Below are 16,368 nucleotides of genomic sequence, written 5' to 3'. Positions count from 1 at the left end.
GAGGCGCGGCTACAGGTAGAGCCCGGTCGACTCGCTGGCGACCCGGTCCGCGGCGACCGCGTGCACGTCGCGCTCGCGCATCACGATGTAGAGCTCGCCGGCGACCTCCACCTCGGCCTTGTCCTCGGCGTCGAACAGCACCCGGTCGTCGATCTCGACGGCCCGTGCGTGCGGGCCGACCGCGACGACCCGCGACCACGCCAGCCGGCGCGCACCCATCGCCGCCGTGGCGGGGATGACGATGCCGCCCGAGGAACGCCGCTCCCCGGCCTCTCGGTCCAGCTCCACGAGGATGCGGTCGTGGAGCATCTTGATCGGAGTCTTGGCCGTGCTCACGATCGCGAGGCGAGCTTCCGCAGCGTGATGAAGAGCACGACCACGCCCAGCACACCGCCGGCAGTCTTGGCGATGTTGGCCATGTTGGGCTCGCCGGTCCGCGGGTCGACGTAGAGCGCCTTGACCGCGGCCGCCTGACGCGACGCGATGGTCTTGGGGCTGGCGCGGTAGATCAGCTGGTCGATGGTGCCGGCCAACTGCTCACGCGTCTCCTCGATCTCGCGCTCCAGCTTTGAGTTGCGGTCTGCGTTCGCCATGCTGCACAAGATAACGGACCGGTAGGTTTGCTCCCATGAGCCGTCTCTCCCCGGGCGACACCGCCCCCGAGTTCAGCCTCACCGACGACACCGGTGCGACCGTCTCCCTGGCGGACTTCCGGGGCCGCAAGGTGATCGTCTACTTCTACCCCGCTGCGATGACCCCTGGTTGCACCAAGCAGGCGTGCGACTTCACCGACTCGCTGGCCTCGCTCCAGTCGGCCGGCTACGAGGTGGTCGGCATCTCGCCCGACAAGCCCGAGAAGCTGGCGAAGTTCCGTGAGCGCGACGGCCTGACCATCCGGCTGCTCTCGGACCCCGCCAAGGAGGTCCTCACGGCCTACGGCGCGTTCGGTGAGAAGAAGCTCTACGGCAAGGTGGTCGAGGGCGTCATCCGCTCGACGGTCGTCATCGACGAGGACGGCAAGGTCGAGGTCGCCCAGTACAACGTCAAGGCGACCGGCCACGTCGCCAAGCTCCGCCGCGACCTGAAGCTCGACTGAGGCGTCGCGCCTAAGGCGTCGCGCCTGGGGCGCCGCGGAGCGACGCCAGCCGGGCGCGCAGGCCGACCAGCATGGCGCTCAGCCCCGCCTCGAACGCGGCGTCGGCGGGCCGGATCTCCCCCAGAGCCGCGCGCTGGGCGGCGTACGCCGCGGTGAACGCCGGCGCGCCGTCGGCGCCGACCGGATCCAGCATGTCGTCGGGCGCGACCACGTCGAGCGCCGATCCGAGGATCAGGCTCTCCAGGGCCACCACGGTGGTCAGGATGTCGTCCTCGGGCCATCCCGACTCCGCGAACGCCCGGATCACGCGCTCGTACATCGCGATCGTGCGGTCGGCGCGCACGACCGGAAGGGTGGCGAACAGCGCCACCGTCACCGGGTGGGTGGCGAAGGCGACCCGGTACGAGCGCGCCCACACCGGCAGCGCCTCCTCCAGCGACAGCCGGTCGAAGACGCCGACGTCGATCCGGTCGCTGACCAGCTCACGCACCCGCGCGAGCACCTCGTCCTTGCCCGCGACGTGGTTGTAGAGCGCCGAGGCCTGTACGTCGAGGGCTCGGGCCAGCTCGGCCATCGAGAAGTCGCCGCGCTCGTCGAGCAGCTCCAGTCCTGCCGCCGCGATGCCGTCGACGCTCAGGACCGCGGTGAGCGGTCGGCCCACCCTGCGTCGACCCGTCACGCGAAGTCCGTTGCCACAGGGGTCTTCACAGTCATGTCCGGAAATACTAGTGTCCCGCGAGAAAACGAATACCTTTCATTTAAGGGCGCTCCGTTATGTCGTGCCGGTCTTCATCAATGGTGTGGCTGTGGACCTCGCTGTCGCGCCACACCCTCACCCTCGGCCTGATCTGGCTGGCGACCGGCGCCGCCTACCTGGCCCTCTCGACGGGGATGTTCCGGCGTCAGCCGCCGGTCCTCGACTTCAGCGAGAACGCGGTGGAGGCCTGAGCGGAGCTGGCGGCATCCGTTGGGGGCAACACGTCCGGCGGACCGCCGATCACCCACCCAGCTCGGTCAGCACCTCGTCCAGCGCGTCGCAGACATGGTCGACGCTCTCCCGGGTGATGACCATCGGTGGCTTGATCTTCAGCACGTTCTTGTGGTCTCCGGTGGGCTGGACGATGCAACCGCGCATCAGCAATTCCTCGCAGACCCGGTCGGCCAGGACGCCGTCGGGCGTGAACGCGGCACGGTCGGAGACGAGCTCCACGCCCAGGTAGAGGCCCATGCCGTGCACGGCACCCATCGACGGGTGCCGCTCGGCGAACTGCAGCAGCCGCTGGCGGAAGTGACCTCCGACGACTCGGGCGTTGTCCTGCAGGGCCTCGTCGCGAAGCACGTCGAGCACCGTCAGCCCGACCCGCGCGCTGACCGGGCTCCCGCCGGCGGAGGAGAAGAAGCTGCCCTCCGCGGCGAACGCCTCCGCGATCGCCCGCGTCGTCAGTACGGCGCCGAGCGGCTGACCGTTGCCCATCGCCTTCGCGATCGTGATGATGTCCGGTACGGCGCCCTGCTGCTCGAAGCCCCAGAAGTGGTCGCCGAGCCGGCCGTAGCCGACCTGCACCTCATCGGAGATGCACAGCCCGCCCAGTGCGCGCACCCGCTCGTAGACACCCGCGACGTACCCCTCCGGGAGCAGTACACCGCCGCCGTTGCCGAAGATCGGCTCCAGGATCACGCCGGCCAGCTCGCCGCGACCGTCCGGCCCGAGCGCGTCGAGCTGGGCGTCGAGATCGGCCAGGTAGGCGGCCGCCGAGCCGGCGCCGCGGTGGGTGCCGCGGACCGGGTTGGGCGCGTCGATCAGCTCGACCCAGGCGGGTCGGCTCTCCAGCGCGCGGGGGTTGTCGCCGAGCGAGGTGGAGACGGCGTCCGAGCCGATCGTCCAGCCGTGGTAGGCCTCCCGCGCAGCCACGATCCGTGAGCGCCCGGTCGCGGTCAGGGCCAGCCGCAGTGCCAGGTCCACCGCCTCGCTGCCGCTGTTGACCAGGAAGACGTGGTCCAGCCCCTCGGGCGCGAGCTCGGCCAACCGCTCGGCGAGCTCGGCCACGGCGGCGTAGTGGAATCGCGAGTTGGTGTTCAGCAGCGCCCACTGCCGCGATGCCGCTTCGACGAGGCGCGGGTGCGAGTGCCCCAGGGTGGCGACGTTGTTGACCGCATCGACGTACACCTGCGCGGTGGTGTCGACGAGGAACTCGCGCCAGCCGCGCTCGATCTGCGGCGGTCGGCGGTAGTAGTGCTCCTGCACCTGCGCGTAGGCGGCGTCCCGCCGCTGCAACACACCGTCGGCATCGACCGGCTCGGCCGCCACGTCGATGCCGAGCAGCGTCGACGGGTCAGGACTGATCCGGCGCCACAGCTGCTCGCAGCGCGGCGTGACGAACGCCGGCGGGCGTACGCCGGACAGCGCACTGAGCTGCACACGGATCCGACCGATCGCACGGGCCAGCTCTGCGCCCTGCGCGACAGCGCCCTCAGCACTGCCGACGGGCGCGTGCACCAGGGCGCCGTGCAGGAACAGCGCGATGCCGTCGCCGAGCAGCATCAGCCCGTCGTCGGTCGGCTCGACACCGCCGGCGAATGGCGCGGTCAGCACCGTCTCGGCGGGCAGGGCCAGGTCGGCGGCGAGTGCCAGCGTCGGAGCGGAATGTCGCGGGGTGAGCGGCCGGCCCCGGGTCAGTCGGTGCTCGGCCCAACGCGTCACGGCCGCCCGACCCGCATCGACGCTCTCGGTGAGGAGCCGGTCCTCGACGTCCTCCTCCAACCACGCCCCGCCGTCCAGAAGAGGGCTGAGCACCGAGAGATCGAGGATCGCGGGCGTCATCGTGGCCGGCAGCAGCCGGCCGATGCTGTGCTGGTGGGTGCCGAGCCGGCCGGCGGCGGCCCGGATCAAGGCATCCATCTCGTCGGGGTCCCACGAGGTGGCGACGGCGAAGGAGCGCCACTCGGCTGCACGGCGGATGTCGGCGTACTCGTTGTCGCCGTCGAGGGCGACCTGCTGCTCACCGCTGACGACCAGCACGGCGGTGCGCAGCCACACCAGCGGCCACAGCGCGGTGAGCTCGTCGTCGTCCAGCGCGACGTGGGCGGCGAAGGCCTCCACCGCGCTGAGCAGCAGCATCGGGTCCGGGTCGCGGGTCAGCGTGGCTGCGCAGGTGGCGGCGAGCTCGGCGATCCGCCAGCTGCGCTGGAGGTCACCGAAGTCGATCACGCCGACTCGCCCCGAGGCGTCGCGCACCACGTTGTCGTCGGTGATGTCGGCGTGAATGGTCTGCTCGCGCAGCCGGCCCGCGACGGGAGCGAGCCGCCGCAGCGCCTCCTCGCGGGCCGCGGCGAGGCGTGCCCGACGACCCTGGTCCGGCACGTGGTCGAGCAGCGCGGCGACAACGTCGCCGGCGAGCCGCAGATCCCACTGGTTGCGCCGGTGCAGGCCGGGATGGTCGAAGTCCATGAGGGCTGCGACCACCCGGCCGGCGGTGTCGCCAAGAACGGCGGCGTGCTCGGCGCCGAAGTCCTCCGCGTCGATCAGCGGCTCGCCCTCGACGAAGGTCAGCAGCCGGGTCAGCAGCCGCTCCCCCTCCACCTCGGTCGCGGTCAGCTCGGCACCGTCCGCGTCCCCCACCGGCAGCGGTACGCCGAGGCCGGCCGCGGCCAGCTCGCGCAGCGCCAGGTGCTGCGCCTCCAGCTCGGCCGCACCGGTCGCAGCGTTGGCCAGCTTGAGCACGAACCGGCCCTGCGCGGTCTCGATCAGGAAGTTGCGATCCTGCTGGCTGCCGAGCTCGACGAGGGGTGCGATCACGGTGCCGTAACGGGCCGCCACCTGTTCGGCCTGGGCGGCCGTCACCCGTGGCCGGGACAGGCCACCGAGCTCGAACGGTTCAGCGGTCACGGGACGCTCCTCCTGCAAAATGAATGGCATTCACTTCCAGAGTGTTCCACAGCGGCGGCCCCTTGAGGAGTGCGCCCGGTGAGATTCGAACTCACGCTGGTACGGACCTAAACCGTATGCCTCTGCCAGTTGGGCTACGGGCGCTCAAGGCAGATCCTAGGGGCCCCGCCAGCGCCCGGACGAACATCGGGTGAACAGCGGTTCACGACCGACTCCGGACCCGCGATCTCGGCCTAGCCTGCGCGCCATGTCGAACGTGCGCTGGTATGCCGGCTGGGCCGTCGCCATCCTCGCCCTGATCGCACTGCCGGTCATCGTGCTCGCGACCCGCGGCTCGAGCAGCACCACCGCCGATCCGCTGGCGCCCGAGCCAAGCCCGAGCGCCACGACCGGTCCTACGGCGGCCCCGAGCGCGGCACCGAAGGCCTCGGGCACCACGCCCGCACTGGACGCCGTACCGCTGTGCTCGAACGTGTGGCAGGCCGGCACGATGCTGCCGACGGACTACCACGGCTGCCAGCGCGGCGGGGCCGTCGTCAAGCCGCAGACCGACCACTGCCTCGTCGGCTACCAGGGGCAGTGGTGGGCCGAGCCGGGCCAGCACGTCCACCGGAGCAAGACCACGTTCGCCGAGGACACGGTGTACGCCGCAGCCCTCGCCGACTGCTGACCGACTCCGGGCGCAGGACTGACACACTGACTGCCATGACCACCCTCGTGCTGGCCTCGCAGTCCCCCGCCCGCCTGCAGACCCTGCGCAGCGCCGGGATCGAGCCCGTGGTGTTCGTCAGCGGAGTCGACGAGAGTCAGCTCGACGGCCTGCCGCCGCGCGAGCTCGCGCTCGGTCTGGCCGAGCTGAAGTGCCGTGCGGTGGCCGAGCGGTCGGACGTGCCGACGGGCGCGCTCGTGCTGGGCTGCGACAGCGTGCTGGAGCTCGACGCCCCCGGGTATGAGGACCGTCCGCTGGGCAAGCCCCACACCGCGGAGGCCGCGGTCGAGCGCTGGCGCTCGATGCGCGGCCGCAGCGGCGTCCTGGTCACCGGGCACGCCCTCATCGACACCGCGACCGGGGCGATGGAGAGCCGCTCGGCGAGCACCACCGTGCACTTCGCCGAGGTCACCGACGCCGAGATCGAGGCGTACGTCGCGACAGGCGAGCCACTGCACGTCGCCGGCGCCTTCACCGTGGACGGTCTCGGTGGCGCGTTCGTGACCGGGATCGAGGGCGACCACCACAACGTGGTCGGCGTCAGCCTGCCGCTGGTCAGGAACCTGGTCGCCGCGCTGGGCCACCAGTGGACCGCGCTGTGGGCTCCGGCGTGAGCAGCTGACCTCGCTACAGCGTTGGCGCCGCGTCACGAGCCAACGACCTCCACCGACGGGTACGCCGGAACCCGGGTGGCGCCGACGGGGCGCTCACCCTGCAGCTTGAGGACCTCGGCGCGGGCGTCGGGGTCGCAGGCGAGGTCGACCACGGCACAGGCGAGGCCATAGGCACCCACGACGATCGCCTCGTCCGCTGCGACGGAGTCGGTCTCGGAGGCGAAGGCGGCGGTGTGCGGCATGCCGGTTGCCCCGAGCACGGCGATCACCGGGTGAAGAGCAGGAAGCACCTGACTGACGTTGCCCATGTCGGTCGAGCCACCGCCCATCCCTCGCGGCAGCTCGACGATCTCGCGACCCTGACGCTCCAGTGCTGCGTCATAGCGGTCGGCGAGGAAGGGGTGCTGCACCAGCGGCAGGTACGGCGGGTCGACCGGCGCCACGTCGTAAGCACAGCCGGAGGCGATCGCGGCACCCTCGACACAGGCCAGGAACTTCGTCTTCAGGTCGCGCAGCTGGCCGGCGGAGACCGAGCGCACCTCGCCCTCGACCACTGCAGAGGCGGGGATGACGTTGGACACCTCGCCGCCCGAGATGGTGACGGCGCTGACCCGCACCCCGTCAGGAAGCTGCTGCCGCAACAGCCCGACCGCGACCTGCAGGATGGTGGCCGCATCACCAGCATTGATGCCCACGTGGGGTGCCGCCGCGGCGTGCGAGGCGCGACCCGTGAACGTGACGCGGAAGCGGTCGCGGCCCTGGGTGGTCATGTCCCGCGTGCGCACCGACAGCGACGGCCCGGGGTGGACCATCACGGAGACGGTGGCATCCTCCCAAGCGCCCGCCTCGAGCATGAGCGCCTTCCCGCCGCCGACCTCCTCTCCGGGGGTCCCGAGCAGCTTGACGGTGAGATCGAGCTCGTCGGCGAGGCCCGCAAGGGCTATCGCGGCGCCCACCCCCGCCGTCGCGATGATGTTGTGACCGCAGGCGTGGCCCACACCGGGGAGGGCGTCGTACTCCGAGCAGATCACCACGGTCAGCGAGCCGGATCCGGCAACCGCCTCGACGGCGGTGTCGAGCCCGTAGACGCCGACGGTGGTGCGGAGACCCGCCGACTCCAGCAGCCCGGCGACGGCCCGTGCCGAGCGGTGCTCCTCGAACGCCAGCTCCGGATCGTCGTGGAGCTCGTGGCTGGTCTCCACCAGGCGGTCGCGCCAGCTGTCGAGGACGCGCTGGACGGTGTCGTGGTGGGCGCTCGCGCGTGTGTCGTCCCGGGCGGTCTGGGTCATGGTGCGGTTCCTCTTTCGGTGTCAGAGATGCCGGTGGTGGTGCGTGCCCGGGGGTCAGACCTCCGCGGCCGTCGCATGGCCGGCCGGGGAGGCGTCGACGCGGCGCTACTGCCCCACCTGGCTCCCTGAGTCTCATCAGGCCGGGCGATGTCGAGGTTCTCCTGCCGCAAACTGGTCGGACCCGGGGCCGCGATGCACGATTCGGTCACCCGGTGCTCGTGCCACGCACCGATCCGACACCGCCGCCCGTCCGCGACGGCTCAAGCGCGCGCCGAAGCACTCCACGAGGCGACCGGTACGTAGCCGATGTTGCGACCGCGGTCGTCCAAGAGCCGCCCCATCCGCTTCACCGCTCGTAGGGTGATGTCGCGGCATCCCACGCTGACCTCGGGGAATCGCCGCGTGATGGTGTGCTCGAGGTCGGCGACCTCGTCGGGAGATCGCAGCCAGACCTGCACCAGCAGGTTCTCCGCGCCCGTGGTGGCCAGGCACAACCGGGTCTGCGGCAGGGTCGCCAACGCCTTCCCGATCGTGTCGAGCCTGTCACCGGGAACCCTCAGTCGTAGCTGCGCGATGACCGGCCAACCGGCGAGCACATGGGAGACGTCGCAGCGGAACCGCAGCACTCGGTCGCGTACGAGGCGGCTGATCCGGCGACGCACCAGCGCCTCGGGGTAGCCGAGCGCGGCGGCGATCTCAGCGCTACTGCGTCGACCGTCGATGCCGAGCGGCATCGCGATGCTCTGCTCCTCGGGCAGGAGGTCGCGGGTGGTCGGCTTCGCGGGGCTGCCGTCGGTGAGCTGTGCGCGCTGCGCGCCGCTGAGCGCGCGCACCAGCCACTCGCTGCCTTCGCGATAGGGACGAGTAGCGATGCGCACGCTGGTCCCCGTCACACCGGGGATCTCGGCAACGTTGCGGTGCACGAGGTCGTCGAGATCAGACAGACTCTCGGCCAAGGTCAGGCAGAACAGCTGCGCCGCCGCCGTGGTGCGCTCGACGCTCGCGACCGCGGGCCAGCTTGCGAGCTCATCGGCCACCCGCCGTACCGCTTCGGGATGGCAGGTGATGTCGACGAACCCGGCCCGCAAAGGGCGTTGGGCGTGGGAGACCTGGTACGCGGTGATCCAGGCCATCCCCGACTCGGCCAGCCGGCGCCACCGACGAGCGGCCGTCGTCGGATCGACGTCGGTCGCGGACCCGATCCGGGCCCAGGTGGCCCGCGGGCTCAGCTGCAGTGCTTCGATGATCACGAGGTCGGTCTCGGTGATCTCGGCGGACTCCTTCGACTCACGCATGCGTCCTCCTCGCAGAGCACCCTAGGACCACGCGTCAGCCTGCCGTGGGTCAGGAACCTGGTCGCCGCACCGAGCCACACGTGGACTGCACGGTGGGCTCCTCCATGAGCACACTGGCCCCGCTGCCCTCCGCCGTACCGGAGAGGACGTGGGGGTCGTCGTAGACCTCCGTGTAGTGGATCGGCCGGCGGAAGACGAACCGGCGGAACAGGTAGAACCGCGCCACCTGTGAGATCAGCAGCCCCACCACGTTGCCCGAGACGTTGTCGGCCAGGCCGCTCTGCAGGCCGAGCGCGTGCCGGCTGAACCAGAGGCAGCCCACCGGGATGGTGATCATCGTGAGGAAGTTGATCACCGCATAGGAGAGGAAGCCCTCGCCCGGCTTGCGCTCGGCGCGGTCCTTGAACGTCCACCGCCGGGAGAGCTCGTAGGAGACAAGCATGCCGACGGCGTGGGAGACGATGTAGGAGGTGGTGATGTGGCGGTCCAACGGCGACCACAGGCTGTACGGCTCGTAGGCCAGCCAGTTGTAGAGCAGCACGGCGACGGCGGTCGAGACTGCCCCGACCGCCATGAACCGCCCCGCCTCGCCGACGATGCGGCTCACCCTTGACACGGGGCCAACCCTACGGGTCGCGCGTACGTAACCTCTGTCACACCCCGCGCAGTCGTCGGGCCGGTACAGTCGCCCCGTTCGCCCATGACTGGGCGCGATGAGCCGATTGAGGAGTGACGTTGAGCAAGCCGCTGGCCAAGGTGCTGATCGCCAACCGCGGAGAGATCGCCGTCCGCGTGATCCGCGCGTGCAAGGACGCGGGCATCGGGTCCGTCGCCGTCTACGCCGACCCGGACCGCGACGCGCTGCACGTGCGCCTGGCCGACGAGGCCTACTCCCTCGGTGGCGCGACACCGGCCGATTCCTACCTTTCGATCGAGAAGATCATCGCGGCGGCGCAGCAGTCCGGCGCCGACTCGGTCCACCCCGGCTACGGCTTCCTCGCCGAGAACGCCGACTTCGCCCAGGCCGTCATCGACGCCGGGCTGATCTGGATCGGCCCCTCCCCCGCAGCGATCGACGCGCTGGGCGACAAGGCCAAGGCCAAGCACATCGCTCAGCGGGCCAACGCCCCGCTCGCGCCGGGCACCAAGGACCCGGTCAAGGACGCCGACGAGGTCGTCGAGTTCGCCAAGGCCAACGGCCTGCCGGTCGCGATCAAGGCGGTCTTCGGCGGTGGCGGCCGCGGTCTCAAGGTCGCCCGCACCCTCGAGGAGATCCCCGACGCCTACGAGTCGGCGGTCCGGGAGGCGATCTCCGCCTTCGGCCGCGGCGAGTGCCTCGTGGAGAAGTTCCTCGACCAGCCGCGCCACGTCGAGACCCAGTGCCTGGCCGACAGCCACGGCAACGTCGTGGTGGTCTCCACCCGAGACTGCTCGCTGCAGCGCCGCCACCAGAAGCTGGTCGAGGAGGCCCCCGCGCCGTTCCTCAGCGATGACCAGCTCAAGCGCCTCTACGACTCCTCCAAGGCGATCCTGAAGGAGGCCGGGTACGTCGGCGCCGGGACCTGCGAGTTCCTGGTCGCCAAGGACGGCACCATCAGCTTCCTCGAGGTCAACACCCGCCTCCAGGTGGAGCACTGCGTCTCCGAGGAGGTCACCGGCATCGACCTGGTCCGCGAGATGTTCCGGATCGCCGCCGGCGAGGAGCTCGGCTACGGCGACCCGGAGATCAAGGGCCACGCGATCGAGTTCCGGATCAACGCCGAGGACGGTGGCCGCAACTTCATGCCGGCCCCCGGCACCCTGACCGAGTGGAACCCGCCGCAGGGCCCGGGCGTCCGCGTCGACGGTGGCTACGAGAAGGGCGAGACCGTCCCCGGCGCGTTCGACTCCCTGATCGCCAAGCTGATCGTCACCGGCCGCGACCGCACCCAGGCGATCGAGCGCTCGCGCCGCGCGCTGAGCGAGTTCGTCGTCGCCGGCATGCCGACCGTGATCCCGTTCCACAGAGACGTGCTCACCAACCCGGCCTACGTCGGTGCCTCGAACCCGACCGGCGAGGGCGCGTTCACGGTCTACACCACCTGGATCGAGACCGACTACGACAACCAGATCCCGCCGTACGCCGGCGAGGTGGGCGAGGCCGAGGAGGCCGGCGAGCGTCAGACCGTCGTGGTCGAGGTCGGCGGCAAGCGGCTCTCCGTGGTGATCCCGGCAGGGCTGGGCGGCCTGTCCGCCGGTCCCGCCGCGGGCGCGGCCAAGAAGCCGAAGCGGGCGGGCGGCAAGAAGGCGGGTGCCGCCGTCTCCGGCGACGCCGTCACCTCGCCGATGCAGGGCACCGTGGTCAAGGTCGTCGTCGAGGAGGGCCAGGAGGTCGCCGAGGGCGAGACCATCGTGGTCATCGAGGCGATGAAGATGGAGCAGCCGCTCAAGGCCCACAAGGCCGGCACCGTGACCGGTCTCTCCGCCGCGGTGGGCGAGACCGTCGGCAACGGTGCGGTCATCTGCGAGATCAAGGACTGAGAGCCTGGCGAGTTGTGAGTGTGGGCGAGGCGCCGGCGCCTCGCCCACACTCACAACTCAGACCTAACTCACCAGTAACGTGGGGCACCACCGTCGCACCCAGTGAGACGCCCCTGTCCCGGCCCCGCCGCGACCAATACGTTGGCCCGCATGTTCCGGAAAATCCTGGTGGCCAACCGTGGTGAGATCGCGATCCGAGCTTTCCGCGCGGCCTATGAGCTCGGCGCCAAGACCGTCGCCGTCTACCCCTACGAGGACCGTGGGTCCGAGCACCGTCTCAAGGCCGACGAGGCCTACGAGATCGGTGAGCTCGGTCACCCGGTCCGCACCTATCTCGACCCCGAGGCGATCGTGGCCGCGGCCGTGCAGGCCGGCGCCGACGCGGTCTACCCCGGCTACGGCTTCCTCTCGGAGAACCCCGCACTGGCCGAAGCCTGCGCTCGGGCGGGCATCACCTTCATCGGCCCCTCGGTGAAGGTGCTGGAGCTGACCGGGAACAAGGCGACCGCGATCGCGGCCGCCAAGGCCGCCGGCGTACCGACCCTGCGCAGCGTCGAGCCGTCCACCGACGTGGATGCTCTCATCGAGGCCGCCCAGGCCATCCCGTACCCGCTGTTCGTCAAGGCCGTGGCCGGTGGCGGCGGTCGCGGCATGCGCCGGGTCGACGAGGCCGGGGAGGACAACGCGAAGCTGCGCGAGGCGGTCGAGACCTGCATGCGCGAGGCCGAGGCCGCGTTCGGCGACCCGACCGTCTTCATCGAGCAGGCGGTCGTCGAGCCGCGCCACATCGAGGTCCAGATCCTGGCCGACGGGGCGGGCAACGTCATCCACCTCTTCGAGCGCGACTGCTCGGTCCAGCGCCGCCACCAGAAGGTCGTCGAGATCGCCCCGGCGCCCAACCTCGACCCGGAGCTGCGCGCGCGGATGTGCGCGGACGCGGTCCGCTTCGCCCAGGCGATCGGCTACTCGTGTGCGGGCACGGTGGAGTTCCTCCTCGACCCGGCCGGCAACTACGTCTTCATTGAGATGAACCCCCGCATCCAGGTCGAGCACACGGTGACCGAGGAGGTCACCGACGTCGACCTGGTGCAGTCCCAGATGCGGATCGCGTCCGGTGAGACCCTGGCCGACCTGGGCCTCTCGCAAGACAGCGTGCAGCTGCGCGGTGCGGCCCTGCAGTGCCGGATCACCACCGAGGACCCGGCCAACGGGTTCCGCCCGGACACGGGCGTGATCACCACCTACCGCTCCCCCGGTGGCGCGGGTGTCCGTGTCGATGGCGGTACGACGTTCACCGGCGCCGAGATCAGCCCGCACTTCGACTCGATGCTGGCCAAGCTCACCTGCCGTGGCCGCACCTTCGAGGACGCGGTCAAGCGGGCCCGGCGTGCGGTCGCGGAGTTCCGCATCCGCGGCGTGGCCACCAACATCCCGTTCCTGCAGGCGCTGCTGGACGACCCCGACTTCGACGCGGGCCGGATCACCACCTCGTTCATCGAGACCCACCCGCAGCTGCTCACCGCGCGGGCATCGGGCGACCGTGGCACCAAGCTGCTGACCTACCTGGCCGACGTCACCGTCAACAAGCCGCACGGCGAGGCGCCGGTCTCGGTCAGCCCGATGACCAAGCTGGCCGCGCTCGACGTCACCGCGCCGGTCCCCGACGGCACCCGGCAGCGGCTGCTCGAGCTCGGCCCCGAGGGCTTCGCAGCGGCGCTGCGCGCCCAGACCGCCGTGGCCGTCACCGACACCACCTTCCGCGACGCCCACCAGTCGCTGCTGGCCACCCGGGTGCGCACCCGCGACCTGCTCGACGTGGCCGGCCACGTCGCCCGCACCACCCCGCAGCTGTGGTCCCTCGAGGCCTGGGGCGGTGCGACGTACGACGTGGCGCTCCGGTTCCTGTCCGAGGACCCCTGGGAGCGGCTCGCGGCGCTGCGCGAGGCGGTCCCGAACATCGGCCTGCAGATGCTGCTGCGCGGCCGCAACACGGTCGGCTACACGCCGTACCCGACCACGGTGACCAACGCGTTCGTGGCCGAGGCCGCCGCGAGCGGCATCGATGTCTTCCGGATCTTCGACGCGCTGAACGACGTCTCCCAGATGCGTCCGGCGATCGAGGCCGTCCGCGCCACCGGCACGACCGTGGCCGAGGTCGCGCTGTGCTACACCGGCGACCTGTCCAACCCCGGTGAGAAGCTCTACACCCTCGACTACTACCTGCGCCTCGCGGAGCAGATCGTCGAGGCCGGAGCGCACGTGCTGGCGATCAAGGACATGGCAGGCCTGCTGCGCGCACCCGCCGCCCGGACGCTGGTCACCGCCCTGCGGGAGAACTTCGACCTGCCGGTGCACCTGCACACCCACGACACCCCCGGCGGCCAGCTCGCCACCCTCACCGCCGCCATCGAGGCCGGGGTCGACGCCGTCGACGCCGCCTGCGCCGCGATGGCCGGCACCACCTCCCAGCCGCCGCTGTCCTCCCTGGTCGCCGCGACCGACTTCACCGAGCGCGCCACCGGCCTGGACCTGGCCGCGGTCAACGCGATCGAGCCCTACTGGGAGGCCGTGCGCCGCGTCTACGCACCCTTCGAGTCCGGCCTGCCCGCCCCCACCGGCCGGGTCTACCGCCACGAGATCCCCGGCGGTCAGCTCTCCAACCTGCGCCAGCAGGCCATCGCGCTGGGTCTGGGCGAGCGGTTCGAGGACATCGAGGACATGTACGCCGCCGCCAACGACATCCTCGGCCGCGTCCCGAAGGTGACCCCCTCCTCCAAGGTCATCGGCGACCTCGCCCTGGCCCTGGTCGCCGCGGGCGCGGATCCGGTTGCGTTCGCCCAGGACCCCGCCAGCTACGACGTACCCGCCTCCGTCATCGGGTTCCTGCACGGCGAGCTCGGTGACCCGCCGGGCGGCTGGCCCGAGCCGTTCCGCTCGCGCGCCATCGAGGGGCGGCCCTGGACCCCGCCCACGGAGGAGCTCGCGCCCGAGGACGAGGCGGCCCTGGCCGGCGATGCCGCCACCACCATCCCCGGACGCCGCGCCACCCTGAACCGGCTGCTCTTCCCCGGCCCGACGCGCGACTTCGCCGAAGCCCGCTCCACCTGGGGCGACGTGTCGGTGCTGACCACCTTGGACTACCTCTACGGCCTGCGCGCCGGCGAGGAGCACGTGGTCGAGCTCGAGCCCGGCGTGCAGCTGTTCGTCGGCCTCCAAGCCGTCTCCGAGCCCGACGAGCGCGGCTACCGCACCGTCATGGCCACCCTCAACGGCCAGCTGCGACCGGTCTCGGTACGCGACCGCTCGGTCTCCGCCGAGGTCGCGGCCGCCGAGAAGGCCGACACCGCCGTGCCGGGCCAGGTCGCGGCTCCGTTCCAGGGCGTGGTGACGGTCGGTGTCAGCGTCGGCGACACCGTCGCCGCGGGCGACACCGTGGCCACCATCGAGGCGATGAAGATGGAGGCGGCGATCACCGCACCCGTCGGCGGTACCGTCCGCCGGATCGCACTCAGCGGCACCCAGCCCGTCGAGGGCGGCGACCTGGTGCTGGTGCTCGGCTGACCCGGTCCCGACGTACCTGACCTTCCTCACACCGACCCGCCGCGGCGGGGTGAGGAAGGTCAGGTACCCGGAGTCGTGCTCCCGGTCGTGCTCGGGCTCGGCGTGGTGGTCCCGCCCGGCAGGGTGATGCTGAACCACGTCGAGCGCAGCCCCGCGAAGCTGCGGAACGCATCGCCGCTCACGCTGACGCTGCCACCGGTGCCGGTGATCGTCACGGTGGCGACGTAGCCCGCGCCGGGTGCGTTCGCCGTGGACGGAGTCACCTTCAGCCCGGTCAGATGGCCGATCTTGGGCCAGCGCGCCTGGATCGAGGCGGGGGTCACGGTCGTGGTCCAGCCCCGGTACGGCGAGACGGCCGCGTCGTACTGGTCCGTCTGGGAGATCAGGTAGGGCTGGCCGCCGGCGAGGCTCGCGCCGCCGTTGCTGGCCGAGAACTGGGTGAAGGCGGGCTGGCCGCCGTAGGTCAGGATCTGTCCGGCCGTGGCCTCGACGGCCGCGTTGGAGGCGGGGTTCTCGCCGCTGTAGCCGCCGTACACCTGGCAGGCGGAGGTGTCGCAGATCTGGTAGTAGCCGTGCTGGCCGGTGCGCTCGAAGGCCGCATAGGTGCGGGCCGCGATCGCCTGCGCCTCGACCGCGGCGGTGTGCCACAGCGCCGGCATCTCCCGGGGCACCACACCCTTCAGGTAGCTGTCGAGCGGGAGGATGTTGACCGTGTCGCGGTCCATGCCGCCGGCGTGCGGGCTGGCAGCGCGCAGGACACCTCGATAGGCCACGGTGCGGTGTCCGGGTAGCACCAGCGAGATCGGGGCGCCACCGGCGGTGAACTCCAGATCTCCGCTGACGGTGGCCAGCTTGTGCCAGGACTTGAGCTTGTACTGCACCTTGCTGCGGCCACCTGAAACCGGCACGATCCGCCACCGGGTGGCACGGGGCTGGCGATGTGCCAGCTTCCAGGTGCGGGCGTGGCCGACCCGGCGGGCGAGGAGCCCGGCACGCGCCAGCACCACGACCGATCGGCTGGTGTCGGCAGTGATCAGCACCCGCACCTTGCCGGTGGCGCTGCCCCAGGCGGTGCCGGGGTAGTAGAAGCCGACGATCTGGCGGTAGTTCAGGCCCTTGCGCGCCGCACCCTCGGCACCCCACTGCGACATCCCGTGGCCGTGCCCGTAGCCGTTGCCCCGCACCGTCAGCGCGGTGGTGATCACCGCGCCGGGGGCCTTGGCCTGCGCCGCAGGTGCGGCGAGCGGCATCAGCGCGAGGAGGAGCGCGGTGCATGCTGCGAGCAGGCCGGCGGACGAGCCGAGCCGGCGGCGTACTGACATCGTGGCTTGCTCCCTCGAGAGATGCGGTACGGCGACGCTAACCCATCGGCCGGTTGGGACGGGAGAGGAGTAAAGA

The 16,368-nt window shown here is 71.3% G+C and carries 14 protein-coding genes and 1 tRNA gene; 6 read left to right on the top strand and 9 right to left on the bottom strand.

Annotated elements, in window-relative coordinates:
* Positions 1-9: 9 nt before the first annotated feature.
* Together H036_RS0110285 and H036_RS0110280 are read right to left on the bottom strand one after the other, a co-directional pair.
* A complete protein-coding gene (locus tag H036_RS0110285) occupies positions 10-336 on the bottom strand; it encodes a chaperonin (RefSeq protein ID WP_017934704.1) in 327 nt (108 codons plus the stop codon).
* The gene (locus H036_RS0110280) at positions 333-593 is read right to left on the bottom strand and encodes a DUF3618 domain-containing protein (protein WP_017934703.1); all 261 of its coding nucleotides are present in this window, start codon (positions 591-593) and stop codon (positions 333-335) included. The genes H036_RS0110285 and H036_RS0110280 overlap by 4 nt, the downstream gene beginning before the upstream one ends.
* 35 nt (positions 594-628) lie before the next feature.
* Here H036_RS0110280 and bcp point away from each other — a divergent pair, with 35 nt between their 5' ends.
* A complete protein-coding gene (gene bcp / locus H036_RS0110275) occupies positions 629-1,096 on the top strand; it encodes a thioredoxin-dependent thiol peroxidase (protein ID WP_017934702.1) in 468 nt (155 codons plus the stop codon).
* Positions 1,097-1,106: 10 nt separating this feature from the next.
* Here the strand turns inward: bcp and H036_RS0110270 are convergent, their stop codons facing one another.
* Positions 1,107-1,775 carry a TetR/AcrR family transcriptional regulator gene (locus H036_RS0110270; protein WP_157417246.1) on the bottom strand — a complete coding sequence of 223 codons (669 nt, stop codon included), beginning with the start codon at positions 1,773-1,775 and terminating at the stop codon, positions 1,107-1,109.
* A gap of 116 nt (positions 1,776-1,891) precedes the next feature.
* Here H036_RS0110270 and H036_RS25350 point away from each other — a divergent pair, with 116 nt between their 5' ends.
* A complete protein-coding gene (locus H036_RS25350; protein ID WP_017934700.1) occupies positions 1,892-2,044 on the top strand; it encodes a hypothetical protein in 153 nt (50 codons plus the stop codon).
* 49 nt (positions 2,045-2,093) lie between these two features.
* Here the strand turns inward: H036_RS25350 and H036_RS0110260 are convergent, their stop codons facing one another.
* Together H036_RS0110260 and H036_RS0110255 are read right to left on the bottom strand one after the other, a co-directional pair.
* Complete coding sequence (locus H036_RS0110260; protein ID WP_017934699.1) at positions 2,094-4,982, bottom strand: aminotransferase; 2,889 nt, start codon at positions 4,980-4,982, stop codon at positions 2,094-2,096.
* Positions 4,983-5,052: 70 nt separating this feature from the next.
* A tRNA-Leu gene (locus H036_RS0110255) sits at positions 5,053-5,126 on the bottom strand.
* A gap of 103 nt (positions 5,127-5,229) precedes the next feature.
* Here H036_RS0110255 and H036_RS0110250 point away from each other — a divergent pair.
* Positions 5,230-5,652, top strand: coding sequence for a hypothetical protein (locus H036_RS0110250; protein ID WP_017934698.1), 423 nt, complete (start codon positions 5,230-5,232; stop codon positions 5,650-5,652).
* Between the two features lie 35 nt (positions 5,653-5,687).
* The gene (locus H036_RS0110245; protein WP_017934697.1) at positions 5,688-6,305 is read left to right on the top strand and encodes a Maf family protein; all 618 of its coding nucleotides are present in this window, start codon (positions 5,688-5,690) and stop codon (positions 6,303-6,305) included.
* A 32-nt stretch (positions 6,306-6,337) separates the two neighbouring features.
* On the opposite strand, the gene H036_RS0110240 is transcribed toward H036_RS0110245, so the two are convergent.
* From H036_RS0110240 to H036_RS0110230, 3 genes are all read right to left on the bottom strand, one after another.
* The gene (locus tag H036_RS0110240; protein WP_017934696.1) at positions 6,338-7,594 is read right to left on the bottom strand and encodes an amidohydrolase; all 1,257 of its coding nucleotides are present in this window, start codon (positions 7,592-7,594) and stop codon (positions 6,338-6,340) included.
* A gap of 260 nt (positions 7,595-7,854) precedes the next feature.
* On the bottom strand, positions 7,855-8,889 hold the full coding sequence (locus H036_RS0110235; protein ID WP_017934695.1) for an Lrp/AsnC family transcriptional regulator: 1,035 nt from the start codon (positions 8,887-8,889) through the stop codon (positions 7,855-7,857).
* A 49-nt stretch (positions 8,890-8,938) separates the two neighbouring features.
* Positions 8,939-9,505, bottom strand: a complete 567-nt coding sequence (locus tag H036_RS0110230) for a GtrA family protein (protein WP_157417244.1) — start codon at positions 9,503-9,505, stop codon at positions 8,939-8,941.
* 113 nt (positions 9,506-9,618) lie between these two features.
* Here H036_RS0110230 and H036_RS0110225 point away from each other — a divergent pair, with 113 nt between their 5' ends.
* Positions 9,619-11,409 carry an acetyl/propionyl/methylcrotonyl-CoA carboxylase subunit alpha gene (locus H036_RS0110225; protein WP_017934693.1) on the top strand — a complete coding sequence of 597 codons (1,791 nt, stop codon included), beginning with the start codon at positions 9,619-9,621 and terminating at the stop codon, positions 11,407-11,409.
* A 150-nt stretch (positions 11,410-11,559) separates the two neighbouring features.
* Entirely contained in the window at positions 11,560-14,970 is a 3,411-nt protein-coding gene (locus H036_RS0110220; RefSeq protein WP_017934692.1) for a pyruvate carboxylase, read from the top strand.
* A 59-nt stretch (positions 14,971-15,029) separates the two neighbouring features.
* Here the strand turns inward: H036_RS0110220 and H036_RS22455 are convergent, their stop codons facing one another.
* Positions 15,030-16,292 carry a SpoIID/LytB domain-containing protein gene (locus H036_RS22455; protein ID WP_017934691.1) on the bottom strand — a complete coding sequence of 421 codons (1,263 nt, stop codon included), beginning with the start codon at positions 16,290-16,292 and terminating at the stop codon, positions 15,030-15,032.
* Positions 16,293-16,368 lie beyond the last annotated feature (76 nt).

The sequence above is a fragment of the Nocardioides sp. Iso805N genome, from assembly GCF_000364605.1.
GTDB lineage: Bacteria > Actinomycetota > Actinomycetes > Propionibacteriales > Nocardioidaceae > Nocardioides.
The sequence above is the reverse complement of the archived record's forward strand: the minus strand, read 5'-3'. Positions and strand labels throughout refer to the sequence as shown.

Excerpts from the sequence above, each read along its gene's own strand:
- H036_RS0110280 (WP_017934703.1), bottom strand. The coding sequence starts at position 593 with ATGGCGAACGCAGACCGCAACTCAAAGCTGGAGCGCGAGATCGAGGAG.
- bcp (WP_017934702.1), top strand. The coding sequence starts at position 629 with ATGAGCCGTCTCTCCCCGGGCGACACCGCCCCCGAGTTCAGCCTCACC.
- H036_RS25350 (WP_017934700.1), top strand. The coding sequence starts at position 1,892 with ATGGTGTGGCTGTGGACCTCGCTGTCGCGCCACACCCTCACCCTCGGC.
- H036_RS0110250 (WP_017934698.1), top strand. The coding sequence starts at position 5,230 with ATGTCGAACGTGCGCTGGTATGCCGGCTGGGCCGTCGCCATCCTCGCC.
- H036_RS0110245 (WP_017934697.1), top strand. The coding sequence starts at position 5,688 with ATGACCACCCTCGTGCTGGCCTCGCAGTCCCCCGCCCGCCTGCAGACC.
- H036_RS0110240 (WP_017934696.1), bottom strand. The coding sequence starts at position 7,594 with ATGACCCAGACCGCCCGGGACGACACACGCGCGAGCGCCCACCACGAC.
- H036_RS0110235 (WP_017934695.1), bottom strand. The coding sequence starts at position 8,889 with ATGCGTGAGTCGAAGGAGTCCGCCGAGATCACCGAGACCGACCTCGTG.
- H036_RS0110220 (WP_017934692.1), top strand. The coding sequence starts at position 11,560 with ATGTTCCGGAAAATCCTGGTGGCCAACCGTGGTGAGATCGCGATCCGA.
- H036_RS22455 (WP_017934691.1), bottom strand. The coding sequence starts at position 16,292 with ATGTCAGTACGCCGCCGGCTCGGCTCGTCCGCCGGCCTGCTCGCAGCA.